25 protein-coding genes are annotated in these 25318 nt (G+C 42.9%); 7 read left to right on the top strand and 18 right to left on the bottom strand.

The annotated features are described in order from the left end of the window. Positions 1-4: 4 nt before the first annotated feature. The 4 genes from C7Y66_RS00680 to C7Y66_RS30785 form a co-directional block, all read right to left on the bottom strand. Positions 5-1108: a chemotaxis protein CheW gene (locus tag C7Y66_RS00680; RefSeq protein ID WP_106544101.1), complete on the bottom strand. Its 1104-nt coding sequence runs from the start codon at positions 1106-1108 to the stop codon at positions 5-7. 114 nt (positions 1109-1222) lie between these two features. Then, a complete protein-coding gene (locus C7Y66_RS00675; RefSeq protein ID WP_106544100.1) occupies positions 1223-2380 on the bottom strand; it encodes a PleD family two-component system response regulator in 1158 nt (385 codons plus the stop codon). 638 nt (positions 2381-3018) lie between these two features. Then, positions 3019-3843 (bottom strand): sulfite exporter TauE/SafE family protein, encoded by an 825-nt coding sequence (locus tag C7Y66_RS00670; RefSeq protein ID WP_106544099.1) that lies wholly within the window; start codon positions 3841-3843, stop codon positions 3019-3021. Positions 3844-3907: 64 nt separating this feature from the next. After that, a complete protein-coding gene (locus C7Y66_RS30785) occupies positions 3908-5482 on the bottom strand; it encodes a protein-glutamate O-methyltransferase CheR (protein ID WP_158265837.1) in 1575 nt (524 codons plus the stop codon). 167 nt (positions 5483-5649) lie between these two features. Here C7Y66_RS30785 and C7Y66_RS00660 point away from each other — a divergent pair, with 167 nt between their 5' ends. Then, on the top strand, positions 5650-6138 hold the full coding sequence (locus C7Y66_RS00660) for a WbuC family cupin fold metalloprotein (RefSeq protein WP_015152120.1): 489 nt from the start codon (positions 5650-5652) through the stop codon (positions 6136-6138). 20 nt (positions 6139-6158) lie between these two features. On the opposite strand, the gene C7Y66_RS00655 is transcribed toward C7Y66_RS00660, so the two are convergent. The 5 genes from C7Y66_RS00655 to C7Y66_RS00635 all read right to left on the bottom strand — a co-directional run bounded on the left by C7Y66_RS00655 (position 6159) and on the right by C7Y66_RS00635 (position 12888). Next, a complete protein-coding gene (locus tag C7Y66_RS00655; protein ID WP_106544098.1) occupies positions 6159-8525 on the bottom strand; it encodes a caspase family protein in 2367 nt (788 codons plus the stop codon). Positions 8526-8792: 267 nt separating this feature from the next. Then, positions 8793-9977, bottom strand: a complete 1185-nt coding sequence (gene sat / locus C7Y66_RS00650; protein WP_015152118.1) for a sulfate adenylyltransferase — start codon at positions 9975-9977, stop codon at positions 8793-8795. A 198-nt stretch (positions 9978-10175) separates the two neighbouring features. Next, positions 10176-11078 (bottom strand): DUF2382 domain-containing protein, encoded by a 903-nt coding sequence (locus tag C7Y66_RS00645; protein ID WP_106544097.1) that lies wholly within the window; start codon positions 11076-11078, stop codon positions 10176-10178. Positions 11079-11328: 250 nt separating this feature from the next. Then, positions 11329-12309, bottom strand: coding sequence for a DUF2382 domain-containing protein (locus tag C7Y66_RS00640; RefSeq protein WP_106544096.1), 981 nt, complete (start codon positions 12307-12309; stop codon positions 11329-11331). A gap of 384 nt (positions 12310-12693) precedes the next feature. Beyond that, the gene (locus tag C7Y66_RS00635) at positions 12694-12888 is read right to left on the bottom strand and encodes a DUF2382 domain-containing protein (protein WP_106544095.1); all 195 of its coding nucleotides are present in this window, start codon (positions 12886-12888) and stop codon (positions 12694-12696) included. A gap of 147 nt (positions 12889-13035) precedes the next feature. Here C7Y66_RS00635 and C7Y66_RS00630 point away from each other — a divergent pair, with 147 nt between their 5' ends. Beyond that, positions 13036-13680, top strand: coding sequence for a bifunctional 4-hydroxy-2-oxoglutarate aldolase/2-dehydro-3-deoxy-phosphogluconate aldolase (locus tag C7Y66_RS00630; RefSeq protein ID WP_106544094.1), 645 nt, complete (start codon positions 13036-13038; stop codon positions 13678-13680). A 140-nt stretch (positions 13681-13820) separates the two neighbouring features. Here C7Y66_RS00630 and C7Y66_RS00625 read toward each other — a convergent pair whose 3' ends face one another. From C7Y66_RS00625 to C7Y66_RS00605, 5 genes are all read right to left on the bottom strand, one after another. After that, entirely contained in the window at positions 13821-14567 is a 747-nt protein-coding gene (locus tag C7Y66_RS00625) for a creatininase family protein (protein ID WP_015152114.1), read from the bottom strand. Positions 14568-15042: 475 nt separating this feature from the next. Further along, complete coding sequence (locus C7Y66_RS00620; RefSeq protein ID WP_015152113.1) at positions 15043-15237, bottom strand: NblA/ycf18 family protein; 195 nt, start codon at positions 15235-15237, stop codon at positions 15043-15045. A 221-nt stretch (positions 15238-15458) separates the two neighbouring features. Then, entirely contained in the window at positions 15459-15704 is a 246-nt protein-coding gene (locus tag C7Y66_RS00615) for a hypothetical protein (protein WP_041462300.1), read from the bottom strand. Between the two features lie 122 nt (positions 15705-15826). After that, positions 15827-17515, bottom strand: a complete 1689-nt coding sequence (locus tag C7Y66_RS00610; RefSeq protein ID WP_106544093.1) for an AarF/ABC1/UbiB kinase family protein — start codon at positions 17513-17515, stop codon at positions 15827-15829. Between the two features lie 88 nt (positions 17516-17603). Continuing rightward, on the bottom strand, positions 17604-17930 hold the full coding sequence (locus C7Y66_RS00605; protein ID WP_015152111.1) for a DUF6825 family protein: 327 nt from the start codon (positions 17928-17930) through the stop codon (positions 17604-17606). Positions 17931-17989: 59 nt separating this feature from the next. Here C7Y66_RS00605 and C7Y66_RS30780 point away from each other — a divergent pair, with 59 nt between their 5' ends. Next, positions 17990-18151, top strand: coding sequence for a hypothetical protein (locus tag C7Y66_RS30780; protein ID WP_158265836.1), 162 nt, complete (start codon positions 17990-17992; stop codon positions 18149-18151). Here the strand turns inward: C7Y66_RS30780 and dnaA are convergent. Further along, positions 18129-19505 (bottom strand): chromosomal replication initiator protein DnaA, encoded by a 1377-nt coding sequence (gene dnaA / locus C7Y66_RS00600; RefSeq protein ID WP_106544092.1) that lies wholly within the window; start codon positions 19503-19505, stop codon positions 18129-18131. The genes C7Y66_RS30780 and dnaA overlap by 23 nt on opposite strands. Positions 19506-19714: 209 nt before the next feature. Between dnaA and C7Y66_RS00595 the strand changes: the two genes are divergently transcribed. Together C7Y66_RS00595 and def are read left to right on the top strand one after the other, a co-directional pair. After that, positions 19715-21136: an HhoA/HhoB/HtrA family serine endopeptidase gene (locus C7Y66_RS00595; RefSeq protein ID WP_106544091.1), complete on the top strand. Its 1422-nt coding sequence runs from the start codon at positions 19715-19717 to the stop codon at positions 21134-21136. A 114-nt stretch (positions 21137-21250) separates the two neighbouring features. Next, entirely contained in the window at positions 21251-21769 is a 519-nt protein-coding gene (gene def, locus C7Y66_RS00590) for a peptide deformylase (protein ID WP_106544090.1), read from the top strand. A 44-nt stretch (positions 21770-21813) separates the two neighbouring features. On the opposite strand, the gene C7Y66_RS00585 is transcribed toward def, so the two are convergent. Both C7Y66_RS00585 and C7Y66_RS00580 read right to left on the bottom strand, forming a co-directional pair. After that, positions 21814-22173 carry a response regulator transcription factor gene (locus C7Y66_RS00585; protein WP_106544089.1) on the bottom strand — a complete coding sequence of 120 codons (360 nt, stop codon included), beginning with the start codon at positions 22171-22173 and terminating at the stop codon, positions 21814-21816. A gap of 127 nt (positions 22174-22300) precedes the next feature. Beyond that, on the bottom strand, positions 22301-22546 hold the full coding sequence (locus tag C7Y66_RS00580) for a hypothetical protein (RefSeq protein WP_015157499.1): 246 nt from the start codon (positions 22544-22546) through the stop codon (positions 22301-22303). Positions 22547-22882: 336 nt separating this feature from the next. Between C7Y66_RS00580 and dhaK the strand changes: the two genes are divergently transcribed. After that, positions 22883-23950: a dihydroxyacetone kinase subunit DhaK gene (gene dhaK, locus C7Y66_RS00575; protein ID WP_106544088.1), complete on the top strand. Its 1068-nt coding sequence runs from the start codon at positions 22883-22885 to the stop codon at positions 23948-23950. Between the two features lie 98 nt (positions 23951-24048). Continuing rightward, positions 24049-24675 carry a dihydroxyacetone kinase subunit DhaL gene (gene dhaL, locus C7Y66_RS00570; protein WP_106544087.1) on the top strand — a complete coding sequence of 209 codons (627 nt, stop codon included), beginning with the start codon at positions 24049-24051 and terminating at the stop codon, positions 24673-24675. Between the two features lie 49 nt (positions 24676-24724). Here the strand turns inward: dhaL and C7Y66_RS30775 are convergent. After that, positions 24725-25318: hypothetical protein (locus C7Y66_RS30775; protein WP_158265835.1), on the bottom strand; the 594-nt coding region annotated here is incomplete at its 5' end.

Raw genomic sequence — 25318 nt, 5'->3', positions numbered from 1 at the left:
ATTGTCAAATTTCTTCGTCTACAACTAAGCTGTTTTTGGACAAAAGCTGAGGTAAGTCAAGTACGGTAAGCATTTTTTCTAAATAAGGGGCATTACCTCTAAGATATTCATCGTTAGCGGAATGTACTGCTACTGGTACTGGTGTCAGATCTGACGGACGTAGATACATGACATCAAAAACTTCATCTACAGGTATTCCAGCGATCGTCTCGTTAAAACTAATGACAATGGCTTTTGAGGTAGTTCGATCGCGATCGAGCGCTAAGTTTAAAGCCTGACGAATATCTACTAAAGTGACAATTTCTCCACGTAAATTCACGTTGCCAACAATATGATTTGGGCAGCATGGAATCTGAGTCACATGACAAATGTTGGTGAATTCCCGCACGACATCTAAATCTAGTCCAAAATATTCATCGTTAAGACCGAAAACTGCTAATGGTATGAGTCCTGTAAAATCAGAACTCTCGGCTTGCCGTCTCAAGTTCTCAGCCCGTTCGCGAAAAATTGCTGTTTCTTGTGGGGTAACTTGTGGATAATATAAATCGTAAAAACTATATTTATGAATACTTTCCCGATCGCTTAAATGTATTTCTTTCTCTTTTAATTGAGGGCGATCGCCAAAAGTTTCTATCTCATCTGAATCGCTGTTTAATACTGGTAAAATATCTTCAACTGAAGCAGAGCAGATGAGTTGCTCTGGATCTAGCAACATGATGATATCTGCATCTAGCTTGGCAATACTATGAATAAATCGAGCTGTAGACTCTTTGACTCGCCCGTATGAAATATTTGTTTCTATAACTTCAGAACTAATATTTTTGACTTCATAAACGGAATTAACAATAATACCAATCTGTAAATCTTGCCACTGTAGAACGATAACGCTATCGCTAAGGTGACAATTCTGCATTTTGTATCCTAAACGCAGACCGAGATGCATTATGGGTATGAGTTGAGAACGTAAATTGAGAATGCCTACAATATCTGTCGGTGCTTCAATGATAGGATTCAACTCTGGTAGCAGAAAAATTTCTTGTACGAGAGTTGCATCAATTCCATATCGCAAGTTATGCAAGCTGAAAATCAGATAAGGTTTAGTTTCCATTTGCTGTTGTCACTTGAATAATTAGCTTATTTATTGATGAATATTGACATTAATAAGCTCGGTTTTTGAATGTAAGAAAATATTGCTTGATAGAGGCTGGAAAAAATGAAATAATTAACCTTGATTAGATAAATCGAAGGTAACTGCATCTTTATTATTAAAACTAATTCCTAATCCGATATATCTACCTACTATCTGACGTAACTGTTCTGCATCAAACGGCTTTGTTAAATAGTCGTTAGAACCAGCAAATTTACCCTTAACTTTATCAAAAAAACCGTCTCTTGCTGTTACCATAATAATTGGCAAGTCGCGGAACTGAGGAATACTACGCACAGTCCGACAAAGCTCTAAGCCATCTATCTCTGGCATAGAAACATCGAGTAGCAATAGGGAAATTTTTTCGTGATAAATGACGTTTAGAGCATCTACAGCATTACTAGCTAATATAACTTGGCAATAACCCGTCAGCGCTCGTTTAATCAGTTGTTGCATGACAGCACTGTCATCTACAGCTAAAACTGTAGATAAAGAGATTTGAGTTGTCGTAGTGTTGTTATTAGTTATGTCTAACCAGCCTGCTTGTATCCAATTTGCATAGGATTTTGTTATACTTAACGGATCTTTATTCAAACCTTCAGCGATATCCACTAGCGATCGCTGTCCGTTAACCCATTCTTGTAAATGTTTGCGTATATTTGGCTCTGTAATATTAGCTAAAGTATCGGATTTTAAATTTGGTACTGCATCCATTGACATAATAGTAGGTTTGAAGTTGTTCCATTGTTCCTGACGTTGAGTAATATCTAGCATTAACTTTGATAATTCAACACCACGACAAAAATTGAGCTGCTTTTGGCTATCAAATTGAAACTTACCCGGATAAGGTAAAAGTTGTTCTACAGTTAATATTAATTGACTGTAAATAACAGACTCAATTTGTTCCCAGTTATATAACTGCATTTGCACCAAACGCTCTAGTACATCGCGAAGTGATGCTTGCTCTGGAACTTGGCGCATTGCAAAGGCTACAGCAGAAGCTACCCATTCTCGACTCAGTTTTTGTTCTAACAATTTGACTAAGCCTTGAGCATCTGGAACTGTTTTACCGCCGTAGAGGGTGCGTCCATCTTTCCAAATCAGCACGCGAGATTTTGCCGACTTTTCTGAATCGACTTGTGCATCTATATACAAAACACCGCTTGCTTGTTTAGCTTGGATATTTTCTAATAGATTAGATAATTCCTGTGCTTGATACTGATTAGGCGACATAGTTTGCTTAGCCGTGAAAGTTGTGTAGTAAGAGAAACAGCACAGCTCGCTCGAATTGTCATCTAAATATGAGGCGCTTTTTGCTATATTGCTGCATTTTTAGTATGGCAAACAGCAAAAAGTAATTGTATCGGTAACAATACCGAATTATAAAGATAAGATAAGGTTTTTCAGTGTTATTACAGTGTTTTAATAACTAAACTTTTCATCAAGACTTAAAAAATATGTGACTCAAAAATACTGTCAAAATCAGTAGCTTAGGCAGACATGTAACTTTTGTAACTTCTTATAAGTGCATTTTGCTACTAAGGTCAAAAATAACTTCAAATATCTCTTATTTTGTCTAAGCTAATCGGCATTTAAGTTGCACTATCTGGACGGGCAGGATGCCCATTCCACAAAAAGTTGACAAATTTAAGTTTATAGAAATGAATGCTGACTAGCTTAGTAAATCGAGATAACTAATACCTAACTGACACCTAACTATAGTGCATAGTGCGTAGTAGTGCGTAGGCTACAAAGCTGGTAATGATGGGCGTTGCTCACCCTATTAAATCATCTGTAGCGCTCCTAGATGAATCGTGAAATTGATTGCCAGTGTAGAGACGTTACATGTAACGTCTCTACACGGGAAACGTTCATAAATCAATTTGGATTGCTATATTATTGTTCGTGAATAGATTTAGCATTGCTATAGCAGAATAAGATTGCCAAGCCTGCCAAAAAACGTAGATTGATAATATGCCCAAGAATAGACGAAAAACAAAACTAACTGTCCGATCTGGTAGTTTGGGTAAAACACGAGTACTAATTTGCGCCCCTAACAAACCACCACAACCTAATAATAAACCTGGTATAAATAATACGTTACTTGTTACGGTATGACCGACAGTTGCAGAGATAGCTGTAATTACAATTACACCTAAACTTGTCTGAATTGCAACTTTGATTTCTTCTTTTAAAAGTAACATCTGAAGCGGAACCATAATCACTCCTCCACCTACACCAAATAATCCAGCAAGAATACCTGCTGCTCCTCCGGTGAAAAGTCGAGCGAGTAAAGGATTAAATTGCGTCTCTGTCGAAGTCTGTTTAGTCGTGAGGTGCTGGCGCAAGTTAACTAAATAAATATTGATGAGTAATAAAATACCAAAAGCCAGTAGCAGGATGTATGGTTGAATGCGACTAGCCACATACACGCCAATTTGTGAAGTTACAACCGCAGGAAATCCTAGCAAGCTCACCCGCTTCCAGTTAAAGTAACCCATGCGCCAGTTTTGGATGCTACCAGAAATAGAAGTGACTAAAATTGCCAAGCTGCTCGTAGCAACTGCTTGTATGGGTGCGTAACCTAGAGTAACTAGTAAGGGAACGAGAACAGTACCACCACCGATACCTAATAATCCGGCAAGAATACCAGAAAATAAGCCACCAGTAGCTAAGATTAGCCAGTTTTCCCTCATTATCTGTTGCTCCTACGTTCTAAAAGCGATCGCCTTTGTACTCGCCTTTGCGTTGTAGGTTGTATTATATTGCTAAAGTCTGTCTAATTTTAGTAATTAGTTCACTTGCTAAAACTCGCTCGTAAGGTTCGATCGCACTTGTGGGAGATAGTTTTTTCAGAAGTTCTAAGGCTGTAGCTAGCATTTTGTTGGCTCGCTGGCGATCGCCTGCTTTTTCATAAAGCGAACCTAATTCTAGATAAGCAGCTATAGATTCAGGAGCAAGATAAATAATTTTTTTCAATAATGTTTTTGCTTGTTCTAAGTCTCCTTGTTCTTCAGCGATTCGCGCTAATAGAAAATAAGGCTTTTCAGATAAATTATCGAGCTGTGTGGCTTGCTGACAGTAGTGAGTTGCGCGTTCGTAATTACCGAGATTTGCCCAGGATTGAGCAATTAAATAATAAGCATCAAAAGATTGAGGATGTTGGTGAATCAGTGTTTGAGCTGCTTGGATAGCTCTGCTATATTCTCCTGCTTGAAAGAGGGTTTCTGCTGTGGCAAGATCGGAGGTAACTTGAGAGACGATCGCAGGTAAGACAACAGGCGATCGCGGTGATATTGGCTTCGGTTTTAGAACGTCATTTTTAGGATAACTGAGTTTGAATTCTATTGGCTGATAAGATATAGGTTTACGAAGATTTTCGGTGATTTCTGCTTGTTGATTTAAGCTTTGAATGGAGGCAGAATCTGGTATACTTTTGGCTTCGGTTGATGTGTTTTGCCGTTGATAGACTATAGATTCTGTAAAAGCCTTCAATTGAAATTTATTGAGGTTTTGCCCTGAAAGCTCTGTATGACCGACAATTAAATATCCATTCGGTCTGAGGGTATGATAAAACTTCTCGATGACGGTAGCGATCGCATTAAAACTAAAATAAATAAAGACATTACGGCAAATAATAATATCCATATCGTGGATATTGAGAGTTGAACTAGGAAAGGAGTCTTGTAACAAATTACTACACCGAAATTTCACCATACGGCGAATTTTTGGATCGAGTTCCCAACCAAGCTTGCGCTGCTGAAAATAGTGCTTCTGAATCTGAGGATCTACTTGACGAAAAGACCAAGGTTCGTAAATGCCTCGTTGGGCTTTTTCAATTGCTTCTAAATTAATATCGGTTCCAAATATAAAAACTTCCCAGTCGCTGAGATCGGGAATGAGTTCTTTGACTAAAATTGCAATAGAATAAGGTTCTTGACCGCTGGAGCATCCCGCACTCCAAATTCTCAGACTTGGCTTTTGTGTTAAAGAATGAAGACAAGCCTTTCTTTTACTCTCGATCAACTCAGGTAAAATTTGATGCTTGAGTAGCTTAAAATGTCCTTGGTCGCGAAAAAAATAAGTTTCGCCAACTGTTAATAAACCGAGTAGCTCTTGCCATTCTCTTTCGCTACTGGAGTCGCTCGCTTCCAGCTTCGATTGTTCAGTCGATCTTAGTAATAGTTGATAGTACTTTTCTGGAGCATCCAGTTTCAAAACCTTCATCCGTGTCTCTAGTTTTTGACAAAGCTCCTGGCGATCTTGCGGGCGAACTTGCAAACCCGTACGTGCAGAAATCAGTTGGATAAAGTTTTGTACTGTTGTCTCATTCATTTCTAGGGAGCTGAGGGGTAAGGGATAGAATAGCCGATCGCTGCTAATTGCTTACCTCCAGTATTCCCATCTGTAGAAGCTAATCTCACACGAGCATTTGACTATGGGTAATGCATCTAGGTAAATTTCTAGAGAACGTGCAGTAAGGGCGATCGCAGGAGATTGAAATGCAGACTTTACCTATCAAGCGCTTGGATCGGGAGTTAATCGAGCGAATTGCTACTCAAGCGCGTCAAAGTCCGCGCTTGCGCCAGACTTATAGCTTTCATGATGGATCGGAAAAAGTACAGCGCTTCGTAAATATTCTCCAACCTGGTACTTATGTTCGTCCGCACCGTCACTGTCGCGATGGTGGGATAAACGGGTTTGAGTTCTTTCTAGTTTGCCAAGGTGCGCTAGGAATGTTAGTTATGAACGATCGAGGTGAGATCGTCACGACAGAACTTGTTAGTGCTGGTGGTGCAGTGTGGGGACTCGAACTTCCTGAAGCAACTTACCATACAGCAGTTGCTCTAGCTCCAGATACGATAATTTTGGAACTGAAAGAAGGACCCTACAACTCCAGTACGGATAAAGAATTTTTAGAGGAGTTTCCGGCTGAAGGCACGGATGCAGCTCAGCAGTTAGTAGCCACCTGGGAGACATATTTTGTGTAGAAAAGCGATCGCGTTTCTACTCATACGACTTGGTAAACAAAGCTCAGACTTGCCCAGTCGTTGACATCAAGAGCGTAAGTATCTGAAGAAGGGCTAACAGCGTCATTGCTGGCGCTAGCAGTAATGCGTGGAGGGGCGATCGCACTGGCATCCTGTAAATCTTTCATGACAGCTTGAATCACTTCTAAGGGATTAGATAAAACTCCAATGTATTCTGGCTCGTCGAGATCCCGATCGGTATTTGCCAAGACTGCTAAGGTTTGCGTAAAGCTGGCACTACTAAAAATCAGTTGATGCTCTGCCAACCCAGATGGTTTGTGAATCGTCCAGGTAAAATTAGCTGTGGATTGCGGTACGGTCGCCGTCTCTCCTGGCGCAATCTCTATATCCTTAAGAATTGGCTTAGAATTAGACTCGTTATTATCGGTAGGTAATTGAGCAGAGTAAAGGGCGATCGCGCTTTTGCTGCTATCTAAGCCCAGTAAGAGTAAATGCACCGGGCGATCGCCGTTATTTTGGACTCGATATTGAATGTGGCTACCGATTGGTATAGCAGGAATGGTATCGGGGGGAGTCGGAAGTTGTTTTTTGGGTTTTCCGATAAGAGTCGGTGTTTCTTCTTGTGGCGATCGCAGGGTTTCCCGTTGCATTAACACTCTGTTTTCGGGATCGAGCATTTCCAAAGTTGCTTTGACGTTGAGGTGAGAAGAACCGTCGTTGGTTGTCAGCCGCCAAATTTTAGCTGCTAATAGAGTTTGTAGCTTAGGTGACAACCGTTGCACGGCAACTTTTACCGCTTCGCCAAATTCTCCAGTTGTATTGGGGATCGGTTGGCGATCGAGTGTAAATAAACCGTAGCGAGATGCAGGCGAACCCGCATTTGCGACAATTGGTGTTTCTGCCGATTTTGGCGGAGGAACTAAACCAAATACATAATCTGCTAATTGTTCGCTCGTCGTAGCAAGGGACACGAAAGGCATAGCAGCAAATGCACTGGTAGCATCTACCCGTTCGATCCGTTCTAGGCTCGGATCGAGAGCAATAATCAAGCGAATATTACGGGGTAAAACTCTGACGGCTTCTTGTACTAACTGTCCGACTTGCGGAGAATCATTGCCAGAAGCACGCACGACTTGAGCTTTTGCAGTTAACCCATTTCGCGATCGCACTTGTAATTGAAGGGGTGAGGAGCGAGGAGTGGGGAGTGAGGCGTTTTCCTTGTCTCCCCCCTCTCTCTTGTCCCCCTTGTCCCCCTTGTCCAAAGAAACCAAATTTAATTTAGAGCCAGCCTCGTAGTAGGCAAGGACTGTAGGTGGTAGTCCAGCCAGCCATAACTGAGCGCTCTTTTTGTCTTCTTCTACAGCCATGACAACACCATCAGCACTTATGCTGGGTTCCTGACTGAGGTAGTCAGTGAGAGTGGACTGAGGATTTTTTTGACTGTTGACTTGTGGCTGCTGCTCGTTACCTACTAATTGCTCTACTGTGCCACTGACGCGGCTGAGACTGACTTGTACTGTTGTCGCTGGAGTTGCTTCCCAGAGGTGTTGAGTTAAGGCATAGGTAAACAGTCCAGCGCTAAAACCATTCCAAGCTGTCTCAATCGCACTTTGGGTGGGACTAGCTGCGGCGATCGCAACACCAGGAATATTGGCAGTCGGCGTAGGTTTAATTGAAGCATCTATACTGCCGCAAATAATCCGATCTAAAACGCCTTGACAAAGGAAGTCTTGCTGAAGCTGTTGTTGAAAAGCCAGTTCGGCTGCGCTTACTTGTCCTGGAAGCGTTTGCGGAAAAGAGCGCACGCGCAAGTTAGCTGGAAGAATCTTAACAGGAGTGCCAAAACTCGTATCGAGAAAAGTTGCAATTTGTCTAGTCGGCAGCGATCGCAACAGCAGCCATAAAGTCTCATCTAGAAGATCTTCACCATCAGCGCAAACTAAACTATTGACAGGAAATTGATTGTTGGTTGTCTCGAATTCCGAATTCCGAATTCCGAATTTTGAATTCAAAACCCGCCGCCCGTAGCCGCTAAAGTGAAAAACAACGGTATCCCCAGTTTTGGCTTGCTGCGTGAGATGTTCTAGGAAAGCAGCTTCAACTTGTTTTCGAGTGGCTTGTCGATCGGTAAGGGTAAGAATATCAGCTGGATTGAACCCAAATCGGTGAACGAGCAGTTCTCTTTGTAGTGCCACATCTGTCAGGCAACCACCCAAAGACAAAGTAGCGGGATATTGGTTAATCCCTACTAAGAGAGCTAATTTCCGTCCCGTTGGCTGGGCGAGTGCATGGGCATAGCGATCGCCTATTCGCAGCCACCCAGCATCAACCACACCCAATGTTGCGATCGCTTGAGCTAATCGTCTCAGAAAATCTCGCCGCTTCATTTTAGCTATCAGCTACTACTGGTCTCACCAGCTACCAGCCTATCAATAAACTAGGGAGTCAGTTATCAGTTATCAGCAAGAGAGTGACTGGTGACTGGTGACTAGATGAAGAATTCTACTACTAGCTACTAGCTGTAATGACACACAAGGTTAGTTCAAAATTCTGCTTGTTAGATGCTTTTAGGCAGAGGAGCGAGTTCGGCTAACGTCATGTGTCAATCCAACTAGTCACCAGCCACTAGCCACCAACCACTCACAAATGACCAATTAAATTTCATATTGGGTAATATTCATGGCTTTAGCTAGTTCTGCTGCAACTTCCGGTCGGGAGAATTCTGGTGGTGGCAGTTCACCCCGCCGCAACATTTCCCTGACTTTTGTTCCCGATAGGTGAATTCGTTCTTCGGGTCGAGAAGGGCTGGTTTTGGTAGTTGCCATTTGCAGAGTCCGCTTGCAGTAGAAGGCGTGTTCAAATTTTAATGGCATAATTCCTAATTCTTTTGGCTCAAACTCGTCAAAAATATGTTGAGCGTCATACGTACCGTAGTAGTCTCCTACTCCAGCATGATCGCGTCCGACTATAAAGTGGGTGCAGCCGTAGTTTTTGCGGATGAGAGCGTGGAAAATTGCTTCCCTTGGACCCGCATAGCGCATGGAAGCAGGATTGATTGCCAGAATAACTCTGCTTTCAGGGAAGTAAAATTCCAACATGAGTTTGTAGCACTGCATCCGCACTTCGGCAGAGATATCATCACTTTTTGTTACCCCTACTAATGGGTGTAGGAATAAACCATCAACAATTTCGAGGGCGCACTTGATAATATATTCGTGCGCTCTATGGATGGGGTTACGTGTTTGAAAACCAACGACTGTGCGCCAACCTTTTTCTCTAAAAAGTTCGCGGGATTTGGCTGGATCGATTTGATAGTCGGGAAATAAAGGGTGTGGATCGCGGTGTAACAACCAAATGGAACCCGCTAGGTTAACTTCACCTTGGTTGTAAACAACGGCTACGCCAGGATGTGCTTCGTCATCGGTGCGGTAAACGCTGACTGCTTCACGGATTTTGTCATAACGGTACTTTTGTGATAGTTCTAAAACTCCAATAAAGCGATCGCTTTTATCGTCTAGCCGGACTAAACTACCTTCTTTCAGTGGTGCTGCAACTTCTTCACTGACAGAGAGAGTAATGGGAATTGACCAAGGTAGACCGTTACTCAGGCGCATATTGTCAACGACTGACTGATAGTCTGCTTGTGCCATAAATCCAGTCAAGGGACTGAATGCACCAATTGCAATCATTTGCAAATCGGAAACTGCCCGTTCGTCTAACTGGACTCTAGGCAGAAAATCAGCCTTGTCTAGGAATTCTAGACGCTGTGCGTGGTTGGCAATGCGGTTAATTAATTGTCCGCCGTGGGGAGCAATACCATCTATGCGATCGCTCGTCATATCTTTAAATTTTGTTTAGATCTTGGCTGCAAGCATTTATAGTACCAAGATTATGTATCTTGCTACAAAGCAATCGGCTAGAAGTCAAAAGTCAAAAGTCAAAAGTCAAAAGTCAAAAGTCAAAATTCTTTCTAAATTCTCCCCACCGCACTCTTCATCCTACACCCTCTTTCCTACACCCTGCTCCCTGCTCCCTTCTTACTGAGAACAGCGATCGCACCATTCTTGATAGAGCTTTTGTTTTTCTGGACTGTCTACGACAATTTCAACCCGAATTTGCTGACATCCATGTTGGCGTTCGCGGGCGATCGCGTTTAATAATAGACTGGCAACTTTAGGCGAATCAAATCTACCTGTTACTGTCAATTCACCTACACTTTGGTTTTTTTCACCAACATCCCAGGAATTCAATTTGCGATCGGCAAGAGTTTCTTGTCCTAAATTAATTTCAGCTATTTGCTTGTGTTCTGGATTAACCTGTTCTACAATGAGCTTCTCATACCGTACTGGTACTTCTACCATCCGCGTTTCTATTTCTTTGCGGACAATAACTTCGCCAACTTTACGTTTTTTTCGCTCTACTACTACTCTTTCTGCTAGTAATTTAATAATCTCTTCTGCTGATAAGTCTTGAGATGAACTCAATTGGGTGTTAGCTTGGTTGTTTATTTCGCTGGTCATAGGTACTGATAGTTCCGGTGGTACAACTTCCAATTGCCTTACTAAAGGTTCGCTAGTAGCAACTTCTAAGCGATCGCCTGTCATCATTATGTCTTGACTGCTACTTGAATGCAGTTCTCGGTCGAATTCTTGAGTGACTCGCTCTATTTCTTCAGGTACAACTGTAAAATCGACTGCTACAACTTTATCTGCTACTTCAATTTTTCGTATTTGCTTACTGTTAATTTCCAAGTTTGAAGCTAAGCTCCCAACCTTAGAAGACACGATCAATTGTAACTGCTGTTGGCGATCTACAATGATATCCTTTACTCTGCCAATTCGATCTCCTTGCAAATTTACGACTAAGAAACTCTTTAATTTCTTTCTGAGTTTTTCCACCAAGAAATTGAAATGGCTGCGATCGGACGTTGGATATATCATTTTAAAACACCTATTTCAAAACTTATAAAAAAATATTCGTATTGAAAATATAATTATTTCTATAAAAAATGTATTAACTCTAGTTATAAATGAAAGGTATGTTCCTAATGTGGTAGGAAAGAGCTTTTTAATGCGATCGCCAGAAAGATAAAATTCAAAAAAGACGTTGTGAAAAAGTACAGACAGTGCATGATTTGCGCTCTGTCTGTACTTACTTTTAAGAAGTAGCGATCCCTACTTCCAGTATGTCTTAGATGCGATCGCGGTTTTCATCAACTGGTAAGTTGCCAGTGTTTACATCCAACTCTTCGCGGCGGATGGTTTCTTCGGCGTTAACAGTTTGATGATCTACGACCTTTTTCACTTTAACTTCTTCACGCACGAACGCTTCTTTACGAATTTCAGGCGTTTCTTCATAAACTTCCATCCGTGCTACTTCTCCCTCACGGAAGTCTACTTCGCCAGGTGCTACAGGTCTACCAGCATCCGTCGGTGTCACGCGCTCGATGACGACTCGCTCTTTTTCTACGGGTACTGCAACTCTCTCTGTTTCAATCTCTACATGCTTGCCAATTGTAACTTCCCCAGTCTTGACGCGACGCTTGTTGGCAATCAATCTTTCTTCGTAGAGTTTGAGACTCTGGTGGTTTTGCTCGTTAAGATTGTACAAGTCTGAATCGTGGTCGTCATACTTGTACGTGTCGCGATTGTAGCTAGCAGCTGCTGCTGTGTAACCTGTATTAGAACGAGATGGATCTAGGGGTGCAGTTGCATCAAGTGGTGCAGTTGCATCAAGTGTAGCCTCACGCTCGACTGGAGCAGCTGCGGTTGAACCCATCGTACCCATCGTACCCATCGTACTTGCTGTACCATAATTTGGGGTACGATAAACTCCTCTGACTCTCTCTTCGTAGTCGTAATCGACTGAATCGTGTTCGTTATACTCTGGTAAATTTTCTGCTTGTTCGCGAGTCAAACCAGTTACATATATACGGTCTGCATTGTAATCAATTCTGGAGCGACCCATTGGCAACAGAACTTTTTTGCCGAAAATCCAAAAACCTAGATCTACTATAAAATAGCGGAAACGCCCTTCTTCATCTACTAAAATGTCGCTGACTGAGCCGATCTTTTCATCATTTTCTGAATACACAGAGTAACCTTTCATATCGCGATCGTCAAAGCTGCTGCGATAATCAGGGTCGAAATCCGAGATTTTATGCAAAGCCATAATTTGTTTTCTCCCGCTTCAATTTCTCCTATCCTAGAGAACAATTTTTCACATCATCATCTCCCAAATGAAATATTCAATTTCATCCTGGGAATGAGTTATTTCTATGGGCAGTCCGCAATTAGATAAGTGTTGTTTCGTTGCCTTTAATTTTTCCATAGAAAAGAAAGAACGACAAATCTACCACTGGAGGCGATTTGTAGGTTTTTTCTGCTACTCACAGTAAAGCCATACTCATAACATTTCCTCTTACTATTGGAGGAGATTGTTTAAAGACCATACTTCTATGGATAGATTGTTCGGCATTACTTATATATTTTGATTTAGTAGAGTGGGCAACGCCCACCTGATAATAAATTGGCAACTAGTAAGGGTAAGAGCAGATTAATCGCGATCGCGCATCCGGTTAACTACATCTACGCCTAACTGAATTTTAACTGTCACATCTAGTTCTTGATGGCGCGCTGTTTCTGTTGCTTCTACAATATCTTGTTCTATTACTTTTTTAACTTTGACTTCTTCTCTGACAAAAGCTTCTTTATAATTAGAGTCGAAGTCTACAAGCGTATGCAGTGGCATACTTATACTTCAGAATAGTAAAGAGATGATAATAGATTAAAAGCGCCTAATGTTAGGTTCGTCCAGATGGCGACTGACATCTGAACTGTTGCTGGACGTATATTTTAGATAAGTAACGATCGATTTTCTGAGCTGCTCGGTAAGACAATGTTTAACGATTCATGGTTAAAGTTATTGCAGCAAAATAGAGCGATCGCTGTGATCCGTGCCAATAAAATTGAGCTAGGTTATCAAATGGCAAAAGCGGTAGCAGCAGGAGGAATGCAGTTAATTGAAGTTACTTGGAATAGCGATCGCCCCGCCGAGTTGATTTCGCAACTGCGTCGCGAGTTACCTGCTTGTACAATTGGTACGGGAACGATTCTAACTTTAGAACAACTACAACAGGCGATCGCCTCTGGAGCGCAATTTCTCTTCACTCCCCATGTCGATTCTGTCTTAATTCAAGCTGCTGTAGCTCGGGGTATACCGATCGTACCAGGGGCGCTCTCTCCCACAGAAATTGTCACGGCGTGGATGGTGGGAGCGAGTTGCGTTAAAGTGTTTCCCGTGCAAGCACTAGGAGGCGTTAGCTATATTAAGAGCCTACAAGCACCGTTGGGAAATATTCCTTTAATTCCTACAGGTGGAGTCTCGTTAGAAAATGCTAAAGAATTTATTGCAGCGGGTGCGATCGCGGTAGGCTTATCCGGTCAGTTATTTCCCAAAAGTTTTATTGAAGCAGAAAATTGGGAGGCGATCGCGCAATTGGCTAAAACTTTGATGTTGGATGTGTTTGAGCGGGAGTCGTAGGGGCGGGTTTCAGGGAAAATTCCTGCGAACAACCAGAAGATCTGCAACTAAACCCGCCCGTGCGGGAGTCGAGGACAAGGAAACAAGGGATAGTTAACGGACTAACTACCGATTACCAATTACCAATTACCAAGTATTGTCTACTCTCCATTCACAAATTCTAGATAAGTATGACTCAACTCCTTCACCGCCAACTCATAGAACTGCTTCCCGTGTTCGGGGGTTGCTAAGGCGGGATCGGAACCCATTCTGCCATCAGGATAACGACGGCGGAAATCTTCTGCACCGTAAATTTTATATCCTCTCCCCACTTCTGGCGATAGAGGCGCTTGTTTGATTGCTTCTGGATAAACGTACTGGGTGAGTGCAACTTCGCTTGGCGTAGCGTGAGAACCTTCTTTGTCACCGTATAATTCTTTTGCTAGCTGGTAGACAGAGCCGCACATAAACCAGTTACCCAGGTAGCACTTGACGTTATCAGCATGAGGTAGGTTGAGGTCGGCTAAATGAGCGTAGGTTTCGGAAAATGCTGCTTTAAGAGTGGCAATGTTACCACCGTGACCGTTGATAAAGAAGAATTTAGTAAATCTAGCCTTTGCTAGACAAGTCACGTATTCTTTCACCACCTGAATCATCGTGCTGGGTCGCAGGCTCATAGAACCAGGAAAAGCAGTGTGGTGCAGTGCCATCCCAATGTTGATTGTAGGTGCAACCAGTGCTTGCGTCGCCTCTCCTACTCCTTTAGCGATCGCTTCTGCACAAATCGCATCCGTTCCAATCAGTCCTGTAGGTCCATGTTGCTCTGTAGAACCAATCGGCATAATTACGCCTTGGGAATGCTCTAGATATGCTTCTACTTCCAGCCAGGTACTCAGATGCAATAACATGACTTACTCAGATAGCAATACTCTTCTTTGATTATGAGCGATCCATAAGCTTTATGTTTTGTATTTTGGCTTGTGGAAGTATTCTCAATTACCTTCGCACATCAAAAACTGGTATACCTGGAACTTAGCAGTTTTCGATCGCTTATCAGATTTATCAAATTTCTTTAACTGACTCGTTACGATTTGGGTGGCTTTTACTTTCTGTTCGCTATCATCCTTGCCACTGTTTGCTCAATCGCGAGAACTCTCTGATTTTCACGCGCTTATCTACCCTGCTATTGACATCTACTGGTTGTTTGTACAATTTCTTTCATCAGTAGTGTAGCTAACTATTAAACATTCTAATCACAGTCTGAGATTTTCTCAGTTTTTGGTTTTTGTGTTGAGTTGACGCCCCAGCATCCCCAGCTCCTTTCCCGCTTGGAACTCAGCAAGAGATGGAGGTCGCCTACTGCTGTAGACATGGCTTAGGCGTTTATTGCCAATTACCTCCGTCTATGCCCCAATGGTGCTTGAGCAATTCCTTGTAAGTGGCTTCGCGCATGACCATTTGCCGATATAACTTCACGAGGAAGTCTTGTGCCTGTTCTCGATCCATCTTCTCCACTTGAGTTTCAAACGAGCGGATGTTGAATTGCTGTTCGAGTGAGAGTTCAATTGGGTGACTCATATTAACTCCTGAAAACAAACGTAGTGACTGAGTTGCTTCTAGCTCGGCTTCGTGGAAGCTTTGCTTGAGTATAACAGCAGTTGTTTCTCTATGTATTAACAAATTTAACAACTGCTTGACAAGATGCGCTACTTCTTATTGGGTATACATATTAAATCAAAAGGCAGAATCTCGATTTCGGTAGATGTGAGGAAATTTATCGATACTTTTAACAAGTTCTGTCACAGAAAAATGCTCAGACCGAACAAAAATAAGTAGTTATACTTATAGATAGACCTAAATGCAGCGGCTTGGGAAGTCAAAAGCAGGAATTGTCGGGGCAGGTTTTGGTCGAAAATTTCCAGTTGTGGCGATCGATTTTCTAAACCTGCCCGTACAACAGTCATGTATTCAAATCGTTTATGTTTGCTGGGGATCGAGGTTTTAGGAATCTGCGGCGAGTCGGCGAAATGTATAGCAGGTTGCATATCTCAATCTTTGCCGTATGGCAGGCGATCGCCATCTCACTTGCGAACGAAACAAAATAGGGTGCGTTGTGTAACACACCCTACATTCACTACTTGCTGATAATTGACAAGTGATAACTGATTTAAAACATTTTGTCGTAGCGATCGAGACGCATCAGCAGGCGAATCAGAGAAAATCCAGTTCCGGCAGCGATCGCCCCAGGGATCAATGCTAACCAAGCAAATTGACTAATCAATAGAATTGTTGCCGAAATCGTGAAGGAACTGACAATTAGAGCGTAAGTAATGGCGACTTGGACGCTACTTTGTCGCCGCAACAAGCGTTCTGTTTCAATTGACCGTACCCGCACGCGCAAATCTCCTCGTTCCAGTTTTTCGAGGGTGTCTTCTAAGCGTCTTGGTAAGCCGAAAGCGGTACTACCCACTTGGGCAGCTTGACGACTTAATTCGTTCAAGAAGCTATTGCCATCAACAGAACCATTACCATCAGTCATAAGCTGGAATGCAAAAGGTTTAGCAACTTCCATAAAGTTGAACTCAGGGTCTAAGCCCTTGCCGACCCCTTCGAGAGTAGAAAAAGCCCGCATGACGAACGTAAAAGTAGCCGGAAAGCGAAATGGCTGACCGTAGGCAATTTCATAAAGATCGTCGCTAATCGCACTCACCGATTGATTTTCAAACGGCTTATCCATGAAATTGTCTAGCATAAACTGCACCGATCGCCGGACTGGACCCATATCATCTGTAGGTGCTAAAGCGCCCAGTTCTACTAAAGATGCAACCACGCGACCGCCATCTTTCTGTGCAATGCCAAACAGAGTTTCCATTAACTGTTCGCGCACATTTGCCTTAATTCGCCCCATCATGCCAAAATCATAAAAAATCAGCGACCCTTCGGGACTGACAGCGATATTACCTGGGTGCGGGTCGGCGTGGAAGAAGCCATTGTGTAGTAACTGATGTAAATAGGCTTCTGCTCCTTGTCTAGCTATTAACTTCCGGTCTAAGCCAGCGGCTTCTATCGCTTCATAGTGGCTGATCTTGATTCCTGGTGCGTATTCTAGAGTTAAAACCTGTGGGGAAGTGTAACGCCAGTAAATTCGAGGGACTTTAACCCAATCGTATTCGCGAAAATTGCGGCGAAACGTATCGGCATTGCGACCTTCATTTAAATAATCGATTTCTTCCCAAAGAATGCGACAACACTCTTCATATATTCCCAGCCAATCGCGACCGCGCCCCCAGTCGGGATGATTTTGAAAGTAGCGCGTAATACCTTTGAGAATCGCTAGGTCAATTTCAAACAGTTTTTTTAATCCAGGGCGTTGTATTTTGACAACAACCTCCTCACCCGATTGCAATTTAGCTTTATGGACTTGACCTAAACTCGCCGCTGCTAGAGGTATAGGCTCAAAACTATGAAACAATTCGGGAATCTTTTTGCCTAATTCTCGTTCTACCGTTGTTTCTACTTGCTCGTAGCCAAAGGCGGGAACGCGATCCTGGAGCTTTGCAAGTTCCTCGACATATTCGCCGGGAAATAGGTCGGCGCGGGTAGAGAATAGCTGTCCGACTTTGATAAAGGTCGGACCCAGATCCAATAAAGTATTGCGAATCCAGATTGCCTGTTTTTTGCGCCTAGCAATCTTTCTAGCTTCAGTTACGCCGCCTGGATAGCTCCAAGCTTTTCCATCTAGCCACAATCCAAACAGTAGCGTCAGGACAAACATCCAAATGTCTACGAACCGTCGTTGGCGCGAGTAATTTTCGCGGTTCCAACGATAGGACTTATTCGTGTAAGTCTTCTCCATGCGATCGGCGTAACTTGTAATTTGGGCGGAGTCGGCAGAAAAAACAGACACTGAGCGAGCAGTAAGGGGTAAGGGGTAAGAGATGCTATTAGAGGGAGTTACTGCGATAGCGTTGTAATTCAGCCCGCAGTAAGGCAATTTCAGCCCGCATATCGTCGATTGTTGCCTGCAAGTCGGCGGGTTGCGAGCTTTGAGGCACTATCTCCGTAGTACTTCTACCTACAGTCGATACTTCCATTTCCCGCTCTGCTCGCTCCGTCACCTGTTCGGTAAATTGCCGCAGTTGCTCTCGTGCTTCAGCATCAAATTTACCTAATTCGCTCAGAGCATCGGTCAATGCATTTTCTAACTTTTCGCTGACAATTTCAGCTGCTGCCCTACCGACAAAGAAGGCATGAACCAGAGGATTACTCATAGCTACAAATTTCTACACAATTGCCATCCGCAAAGATTATAACTTGCTGGCTCGCTCTAATGCTTGTACCTTTTGTTAGGGAGCGATCGAGCGATCGAGCGATCGAGCAGGGGAGAAGAGAGCTGAGGAAGCACAAGGTTGCTGAGGGAGCAAGAACTGTCAACCAACAACTACCCATTACCCATTACCACGCACCAGCTAGTTCCGCGAACGACTCGTAATGCTAATGCGATCCGCTAATTGTCTTAACTTTTGTTCTAAACTGGGATCGCTATCCTTGAGCTGAGAAATTTTCTCACAACTATACAGTACGGTGGTATGGTCTTTTCCGCCAAATTCTTCGCCAATTCTCGGTAAACTCAAATCTGTATACTGTCGCATTAAATACATGCCAATTTGTCGCGCCCAACTAATCTCTCTGCGCCGCGAATTGCCTTTCAAATCTTCAATCGAGACATCATAAACGTCGGCGACGACCATCATCACCGATTCAGCTGAAGCAGCTACTTTTTCTATGCCTGGGTTTAAAACTGGTCGAAGGTTTTCCACTGTCATAGATAAGCCAGAAATAGAAATATAAGCGACAGCACGAATCAAAGCTCCTTCTAATTCTCTAATATTAGAAGTGTAATTTGAGGCAATATACTCAATTACGTTTCTGGGCAGACGCATATTTTCATACTCTGCCTTTTTTTGTAAGATTGCCATTCTAGTTTCAAAATCTGGCGGCTGAATATCGGCAATCAATCCCATTGAGAATCGAGAACACAAGCGAGCCTGCAACTTGGGAATTTGGTTTGGCGGACGGTCTGATGCTAGAACGACTTGTTTTCCCGCTTCATGCAGCGTATTAAATGTATGAAAAAATTCTTCTTGCGTGTACTCTTTACCTTCAATAAATTGAATATCATCGACTAATAAAATATCGGCAGCACGATAATGCTCTCGAAAACTCTGCATACTATCTTTGCGGATCGAAGCAATCAGATCGTTCGTGAATTGCTCGGTAGAAACGTAGAAAATTTTAGAATTTGCGTCAATTTCTAAGCGATAGTGACCGATCGCCTGCATCAGATGAGTTTTTCCTAACCCCACGCCGCCACATAAAAATAGCGGGTTGAATTCTCTCCCTGGGGATTCCGCCACTGCCAAAGCCGCAGCATGAGCCATCCGACTGTTGGAACCGACGACAAATCGAGAAAATACATACTTTTGATTCAGTTCTGGCGGCTTCACATTGTTGCTAGGAGAAGCTTTTGGGGTGGTATCGTTACTCGGAGACGACCGAGCAACTTCTGACTCGGCAAAACGCACGGATTCATCTCCCTGAGCCACGGTAACGTGAATTTCTACAGGATAGCCGAGAATATCTTGAACTGTATCGGCAATTGTTTTGATGTAGCGCTTTTGCAACCAATTCCGATGAAACGCATTGGGAGTGCAAATTGTCAAGGAATTATCCTCAAGCCGCTCAGCATTGGCAGTTTTAATCCAGGATTCAAAAGAAGGTCTGCTTAACTGGAGTTGCAATCGCTCCAGGACTTGAGTCCAAAGATTATCGGGGGAAAGATCCACCTTGTACCACCTCTGCTATTAGCTGTCAAAATAGGGATAGGTTAACTAATCTACCAAACTCTTATTCGATCGCAGCGATCGCGATCGACAAAAACATCGATCGTATAACTCCTTTGCAAAACTCCTTACCTGTACTCAGCGGCAAAACTCCGCTCAATTGAGGCAAAATCGAACTAGCTACCGATCGACTTTCACCTACAGCAAAACAGATGAGCAGCAGGCAACGCAATATTGAGTCACGACCTGAGCCACAAGAGAGAAAACCAAGGCGTTTGCAGCTTGATGGCACTGAAAAAACCCCAGGCAGTAAACGGAATGGGTTTGGCGGGTATTTCTTTGGCAACACAGGCAATCTAGTTGAAACTAACCTTGAAGGACTCGTAAGGAAGAGTTTATCAGACAAAGCAGGGGGCGATCGGTGGCGATTGTCTGGAACTGCTGGCAGGAAGGCATTGACGCTGATCTCTGGTGTTTTATGCGTTTCGTTAAGTAGCTGCGCCGCTATTACAGAGCCTTTCCGTCAATCCCAAGCTCAACAAACTCCCATAGCTCCATCCCCTGTCGTTCCTGCGCCAACAGGGACTCCTCGCGCTGCTTTACCTAGTGTCAGCGATCCTAATTTTGTCGTCGCCGCCGTTCAGAAAGTTGGTCCGGCTGTGGTGAGAATCAATGCTTCTCGAACAGTGAAACGGCAGCTACCCGAAGCATTTGAAGATCCCTTATTTCGCCGCTTTTTTGGCGTACCAGAGGCTCAACCGCGAGAACGGATCGTGCGCGGAACTGGTTCTGGATTTATTATTAGTGCTAACGGTCAAATCTTGACTAACGCTCATGTGGTTAATGGAGCCGATCGCGTCAGCGTCACGCTTAAAGACGGTCGTACCCTAGAAGGAAAAGTTTTAGGAGAAGATCCGGTGACTGATATCGCCGTGATTCAAGTTCAGTCCAATAATTTACCCGTAGTAGAAATTGGCAATTCTGACGAATTACAACCAGGAGAATGGGTAATTGCGATCGGCAATCCCCTCGGTTTAGATAATACGGTGACAGCAGGAATTGTCAGTGCAACAGACCGTTCTGCGAGTGATATTGGCGTAACTGATAAGCGGATTGGCTTTATTCAAACCGATGCGGCAATCAATCCAGGTAACTCTGGCGGACCCCTGCTGAACTCCCGTGGTGAAGTTATCGGCATGAATACGGCAATCATTCAAGGTGCGCAAGGATTAGGCTTCTCCATTCCAATTAATGCCGTCCAGCGCATATCTAAGCAACTTATTGCTACAGGCAGTGTTCAGCATCCTTATTTGGGAGTGCAAATGGTGACGCTAACACCAGAAATTAGACAGCAACTAGAAGTAGAGTCGCAAGGACAAATTCAAATCCCTGCCGAGAGTGGCGTATTAGTAGTCAGAGTCGTGCCTAACTCTCCCGCAGCCGCAGCGGGGATCAGAAGTGGAGATGTCATTCAGTCAATTAACAACCAACCCGTAGCGAAAACAGAGCAAGTACAGCAGATAGTCGAACGAAGTTCTGTAGGAACCCAAGTTTCCGTCCAAGTTCAACGCAATGGTAAAACGGCACAGCTATCTGTGAAGTTGGCTAATTTACCCGTACGACAAGAAGGATGAAGTCGTAAGTCGGAATTCGGAATTCGGAATTCGGAAGTTGGCTGTTGGGTTCTTTCTTCCCCAACTTCCCCAGTTCTCTTTCCTCTGCTCCCTGCTCCCTGCTCCCTAATAACTATGGAAATTATTCAACTTGGTAATCCGATTCTGCGAAGTAAAGCTAAGTTTGTGGAAAACATTGACGAGCCGCAAATTCAACAGCTCATAGACGATTTATTAATTACAGTAAAACAGGCGAATGGTGTGGGGATTGCTGCACCGCAAGTTGGAGTTAGCGATCGCATTTTTATTGTTGCTTCCCGTCCCAATCCCCGCTATCCTCATGCTCCCGAAATGGAGCCAACACCAATAATTAATCCTAAAATCTTGGCTCGTTCTGATGAAAGTGAAAAAGGATGGGAAGGTTGTTTGAGTATCCCTGGGATTCGCGGTTCCGTACCCCGAGATCGAGCGATCGAAGTTGAATATAGCGATCGCTACGGCAAGTTACACAAGCAAGAGTTAACCGATTTCGTTGCCAGAATCTTTCAACACGAACTCGACCATCTCGACGGTATCGTCTTTCTCGATCGCCTCGAAACTAACTACGATCTTATTACAGAGCAGGAATACCAAAAATTAGTGGCTAGTGGTTAGTGGCTGGTGACTAGATAAAGATTCTAGCCACCAGCCACTAACCACTAGATAAAAGGCGCGATCGCTATCATTAACTCAGATGTAGAAAACGGTTTACACAAATAACCATTCGCTCCCAGATCTGCTCCCATAGCCATAACTTCTGGAGTATTTTCAGCAGTCAAAAAAATTAATGGAATGGTGGCAGTGTTTGGATCTTCTCGCAGCGATTTTAAGACTTCGTAACCACTCAGTCCCGGCATTCTCACATCGCATAGCACCAAGTTAGGAAGATTTTCTTGAGCAAGTTTTAATCCAACGTACCCGTTTTCAGCTGCGATCGCTGTCAAACCTCTCAGTGTGAGTACGTTGACAATGCTATCGCGCAATAATGCATCATCCTCAATTGCCAAAACCTTCGTCATTCTTACATTTTCTGAATTTGAGTGCAAGATAACAAAAGGACTGGTAGTAAATCCATAACCTTAAATTGCTTAAAGTTTAAATTTATTTGTTTAATATTTAGTAGCAGAAAGATTTTTAGGGCGATCGCTACTTCGAGCCAATGTTCATGGCGCGTTTGCTCTGCTCTATCTTTTGCCATAAACTTGCCACCTGTTCGTATGCTTTCTCTGAGGAAAGCTTTCCGCCTGTATGTAAAGCAGAAATATAAGCAAGTTTCTGAGCAAATTCTTGTAAGTTAGCATTAAAAGCCAGATGTTCCGGCGTAAACTTGCCATGATACCTGCTTTGGGCGTAAATAAAACTATTTTTATTACTTAGCTCTGCTTTTGCCATACTACCCTACCTATAAGAAAGAATTTATCTTAACCTATCCTTAAATTAACTTTAGTGACCTTCATCCATGAGAAAGATTTTCATTTTCCAATCTGTAGTTATGAATACATAAACCTTCGTATTCGCCAGTCATCTGCTTATTTTGGTTGTATTTCACTATTGAGTTATCAAACTGAGCTTACTCTAGGAAAATATATTATGACTCATATTTTAACCATGACTTAACCTAATGTTAACCAAATTTACATTGAGTGGTAAGGATAGCTGAGTCAATGTCAAGACTGCTCCAAAGTCTTTTATCCTGAGTTGTAATAGCCTCTCGAATAGGAGCGAACCATGAAGAAGTTGATTAACCAACCGGACAGCTTCGTGCGGGAGAGTTTAGCAGGCATGGCAGCAGCTCATTCCAGCTTGTTAAAGGTGAATTTCGAGCCTACATTCGTCTACCGCGCCGACGCACCCGTGACAGGTAAGGTAGCAATTATTTCTGGTGGAGGTAGCGGTCACGAACCGATGCACGCTGGCTTTGTCGGTATGGGTATGTTAGATGCTGCGTGTCCTGGAGAGGTGTTTACTTCTCCTACACCCGACCAAATGCTAGCAGCGGCAAAACAGGTAGATGGCGGCGCTGGAGTGCTTTACATTGTCAAAAACTATAGCGGCGACGTAATGAACTTTGAAATGGCAACTGAGTTAGCCCGTGTTGAGGATATACGGGTGTTAAATGTATTGATAGACGATGATGTTGCCGTCCAAGATAGCCTTTATACCCAAGGCAGGCGAGGTGTAGGCACGACAGTACTAGCAGAGAAAATTTGCGGTGCGGCTGCGGCAGACGGATACAACTTGCCGCAAGTGGCAGATCTCTGTCGGCGGGTGAATCTAAACGGTCGCAGTATGGGTATGGCGTTAACATCTTGTACCGTACCCACGAAAGGATCGCCTACTTTTAGTTTGGGCGATCGCGAAATGGAAATTGGAATTGGCATTCACGGCGAACCAGGTAGAGAAAGAATGCCGCTAAAATCTGTAGACGAGATTACAGAAATACTCGCCTTATCAATAATTAACGATCGCCCTTACAGTCGTACAGTCCGAGAATGGGATGAGACTCAAGGAGAATGGGTAGATGTAGAGTTAGTCAATTCTGAGTTTAAGTCGGGCGATCGCGTGTTAGCTTTTGTTAACGGTATGGGTGGTACGCCCTTATCAGAACTGTATATTGTGTATCGCAAATTAGCCGAAATTTGTCAAAAACACGGATTGCAAATAGTTAGAAACCTAATTGGAAATTACATCACATCTTTAGAAATGCAAGGTTGTTCCATTACCTTACTCAAAGTCGATGATGAGATGCTGCGGCTGTGGGATGCGCCTGTAAAAACAGCAAGTCTATGTTGGTAATCAGTCATCAGTGACCAGTAACCAGTGACCAGTTCAGTTTATTCTGACTCCTGACTCCTGACTCCTGACTCCTCACAAATGACAAATGACAAATCAATATGAATAAAGCACAAGTAATACAATGGTTGCAAAATTTTGCTGCTGAGATTGAGCGAAACAAAGAATATTTAACAGAATTAGATGCAGCAATTGGTGATGCCGATCATGGTATCAATATGGATCGTGGCTTTAAGAAAGTAGCAATTCAACTATCTAGTGTTGCCGACAAAGACATTAGTACAATTTTAAAAACTGTCAGCATGACCTTAATTTCTACTGTAGGTGGTGCGAGTGGTCCTCTTTACGGCACATTCTTTTTGAGAGCAAGTACAGCTGTAACAGGGAAAGAAGAACTCGCAACAGAAGATTTACTCAAGTTATTACAAGTAGGTTTAGAAGGTGTAATCCAACGAGGTAAAGCGCAACTTGGTGACAAGACAATGATAGATGTTTTATCGCCAGTTGTGGATAACTTTCAAAAATCTGTGGATAATAATAAAAATGTTTTAGAAGCAATGCATCAAGTAGTATCAGTAGCAGAACAAGCGATGAAAGATACTATTCCCATGCTAGCCAAAAAAGGGAGAGCGAGTTATCTAGGCGATCGCAGTATTGGACATCAAGATCCAGGCGCAACTTCTACTTACTTAATGCTGAAGAGTTTGCTAGCAGTATTGGAAAGTTGAGGCGATCGCGATTATAGTGAAAGTATTTTTGATACTTGAAATAGGTTATCTACTGTAATAATTGTGTAATGGTATTGGTATGAAGCCGTGAATTACCATAACCTAATTGCTTTCGTAACGCTTCTAAAAAATTTAGAATATTGTTTAAGTAGCTTCGATCTAGATCTGAATTCAAACATATCTTTGTGAATTCAGGTTTCAGAATAGACCACTGCTTTTGCACTTGAGGAGAACCAGATTCAATGATTTTTGCAGTTATTTTATTACGAAAATTTAACACTTCTTGCTCGTATGAGGGACGTTTGATTAAGTTAGAGCGAGCTTCGACTAAAAAATGAACAAACTCTGCTTGGATCAGATGAACTTCATCATTTCTATTTTTAATCGCAGAGGATCTAATTTGATATAATGTAATAAAACCGTTTGAAAAAGTTGTTAAAAGTAATATTAATGAGGAAAACACTGCTACGGTCAGTGGAGTAGCAACTTCTGATTTAAGATTTGCATCAACAAATATCTGATAGATTAACTGAGTTGTTCCTACAATTAAACAGGCTATTGAGATGATAAACCCAATTAAAACTGTAGGAATAAAAGCTTTTAATACGCTTACGAGAATATCTTCAATAGTGGCAAAGGTTTT

The organism is Chroococcidiopsis sp. CCALA 051 (assembly GCF_003015105.1).
Lineage (GTDB): Bacteria > Cyanobacteriota > Cyanobacteriia > Cyanobacteriales > Chroococcidiopsidaceae > Chroococcidiopsis > Chroococcidiopsis thermalis.
This window is presented reverse-complemented; position numbering and strand designations above follow the sequence as displayed.